At 73.5% G+C, this 3,034-nt stretch carries 2 protein-coding genes; one reads left to right on the forward strand and one right to left on the reverse strand.

Annotated features, from left to right (window positions below; translation table 11 throughout):
* Positions 1-462: TNT domain-containing protein (locus ACTIR_RS23985; RefSeq protein ID WP_154663802.1), on the forward strand; the 462-nt coding region annotated here is incomplete at its 5' end.
* A gap of 59 nt (positions 463-521) precedes the next feature.
* Here the strand turns inward: ACTIR_RS23985 and ACTIR_RS23990 are convergent.
* The coding region (locus tag ACTIR_RS23990) for an error-prone DNA polymerase (RefSeq protein WP_034240666.1) at positions 522-3,034 on the reverse strand (2,513 nt) is incomplete at its 5' end.

The raw sequence follows: 3,034 nt of genomic DNA on the forward strand, positions 1-3,034 counted from the left end.
CACGCGCCGGTTCCCCCGCCACCCGCACGGTCGGCGCCGTCCGCCCAGGCCGCACCGTCCGGGCAGGCCGAGTCCGGCCGGGGCGGGCGGAACGGCAAGGGCAACCAGCAGTGGCCGATCCAGCCGATGCAGGGCGAGCCGCCGCTGACGTTGTTCCGCGGCAAGGAGATGCGGGAGCTGCCCATGGGCAGCGAACTGGACCGCTTCGGCGGCCCGAACGGCAACCTCACCTACGCCGCGGGCACCCCGTTCGAGGAGCGGTCGCTGGTGCCCGAGTGGGTGGACCGGCCGTACCACGTCTACCGCGTGCAGCGCCCGATGCAGGCGCTGGCCGGCGTGGCGATCCCGTGGTTCCACCAGCCCGGCGGGGGCGCGGCCTACCTGCTGCCCGCCTCGATCGAGGAACTGCTCGCCGACGGCGACCTGATCGAGCTGGAACCCGGCGAACCTCCGGTCGACTGACACCCCGCCGACCCGCCGGAGCCCGGGCGCTCCCGTAAGCGCCCGTGAGCTCCGGTGGGTCAGCGGAAGTCGCGGGACGTCGAGGGCACGCCGAGCGCCAGGTGTTGCAGCCGGTCGGCCCGCAGCGACACCACACCGTCGGCCCGTTCCACGATGCCGCGCACCAGCAGCGCGGGGCTGGACCGGGCGACGCGGTGGTAGCGCTGCCACAGCCCGGGGCTGCACACGACGTTGACCATCCCGGTCTCGTCCTCGATGTTGAGGAAGGTGATCCCGCTCGCCGTGCCCGGGCGCTGCCGGTGGGTCACCGCCCCGCCGACGAGCACCCTCGTCCCGTGCTCGACCGTGGCCAGCCGTTCCGCGGGCACGACCCCGAGCGCGTCGAGCCGGTCCCGGACGAACTCGGTGGGGAACGTGTCCGGGGACAGGCCGGTGGACCACACGTCGGCGACCGCGTGTTCCAGCCGGTCCATGCCGGGCAGGGTGGGCGCCGACGTGCCCGGGGTGGTCCCCGGGAGCTTCCCGGGGCGTTCCTGCGCGACCGCGCCCGCCGCCCACAGTGCCCGGCGCCGGTCCGGTTCCAAGCCGGCGAACGCCCCCGCCGTCGCCAGCGCCTCCACCTGCGGGGTCGTCAACCGGACCCGCCGAGCGAGGTCGGCCATGTCGCGGAACGGGCCGCCCCGGTCGCGTTCGGCGACCAGTTCCTCCGCCACCTCGGTCCCGAGGGTGCGCACCGACCCCAGCCCGAGCCGCACGGCGTGTGCCCCACCGCTCCCGGACTCCCAGGACTCCCCGGACTCTCCGGACTCCCCGGACTCTCCGGACTCCCCGGGCACGTCGGTGCCCCCGGCCTCACCGACCGGTTCCAGCGTCGTGTGCGACAGGCTCGCGTTCACGTCCGGGCCGCGCACCACGACGCCGTGTCTGCGGGCGTCGGCGACCAGCGACTGGGGCGAGTAGAAGCCCATCGGCTGCGCCCGCAACAGCCCCGCGAGGAACGCGTCCGGGTGATAGCGCTTGAAGAAGGCGCTGGCGAAGACCAGGTGGGCGAAGCTCAGCGCGTGGCTCTCCGGGAACCCGTAGCTGGCGAAGGCCCGCATCCGGTGGAAGATGCGCCCGGCCGTCCCCTCGTCCATCCCGTTGCGCGCGGCGCCCTCCAGGAAGCGCCTGCGCAGCCGTTCCATCCGCCTGCCGGACCGTTTCGCCCCCATCGCGTGCCGCAGTTCGTCGGCCTCGGCGGGGGTGAAGTCCGCGACGTCGAGCGCGATCTGCATCAGCTGTTCCTGGAACAGCGGCACGCCCAGGGTTTTGTCCAGCGCGTTCGCCAGCAACGGGTGGTCGTGTTCCCAGTGTTCCCTGCCGGTGTAGCGGCGGATGTAGGGGTGCACGGATCCGCCCTGGATCGGCCCGGGCCGGATGAGCGCCACCTCGACGGCCAGGTCGTAGAACGTCCGCGGCGCCAGCCTCGGCAGGGTCGCCAGCTGTGCCCGGCTCTCCACCTGGAACACGCCGAGGGCGTCGGCGCGGCGCAGCATCGCGTACACCTCGTCGTCGTCCAGGTCCAGGTCGGCCAGGTCGACGTGGACGCCCTTGTGCGCGGCCACCAGATCCAGCATGTAGTGCAACGCGGACAGCATGCCCAGCCCGAGCAGGTCGAACTTGACCAGTCCGACGGACGCGCAGTCGTCCTTCTCCCACTGCAGCACGCTGCGCCCGGGCATCCGGGCCCACTCGATGGGGACGACCTCGCTCACCGGCCGGTCGCAGATGACCATGCCGCCCGGGTGGATCCCCAGGTGCCGGGGGAAGTCCTCCAGCGACGCGGCCAGCGCGAGCACCGGCTCGGGCGCGTCGTGCTCCGCGCCCGCGTTCCCGCTCCGCAACGGGCCCCACCCGTCGATCTGCTTGCTCCAGGCGTCCTGCTGGCCCGGGGAGTGGCCGAGCGCCCGCGCGGCGTCGCGCACCGCCGACCGGGCCCGGTAGGTGATGACGTTGGCGACCTGGGCGGTGCGCAGCCGGCCGTGGGTCCGGAAGACGTACTGGATGACCTCCTCCCGCCGGTCCGACTCGATGTCGAGGTCGATGTCCGGGTAGCCGTCCCGGTCCGGCGCCAGGAACCGCTCGAACAGCAGTTTCCACCGCACCGGGTCCACCTTGGTGATGCCGAGCGCGTAGCAGACCGCGGAGTTGGCCGCCGAGCCCCGCCCCTGGCAGAGGATGTTCCGCTCCCGGCAGAACCGCACGATGTCGGCGACGATCAGGAAGTAGCCGGGGAACCCGAGCTGTTCGATGACGTCGAGTTCGTGGGCGAGCTGGCGGTGCGCCGCCGGGTTGCGGTGCGGATCGCCGTAGCGTTCCCGGGCACCCGACCGGGTGAGTTCGCGCAGATAGCTCGCCTCGTCGTGGCCGTCGGGGACCGGGAACGGCGGCAGGTCCGGCGCCACCAGGTGCAGTTCGAAGGCACACTCGGTGCCGAGCAGGGCGGCCCGTTGCACCGCGCCGGGCCAGCGGTCGAACCGGCGGGCCATCTCCGCCCCCGAGCGCAGGTGGGCGGTCGGCCCGGGCGGCAGCC

Source organism: Saccharomonospora iraqiensis subsp. iraqiensis, from assembly GCF_000430445.1.
In the GTDB taxonomy this organism is placed as follows: domain Bacteria; phylum Actinomycetota; class Actinomycetes; order Mycobacteriales; family Pseudonocardiaceae; genus Saccharomonospora; species Saccharomonospora iraqiensis.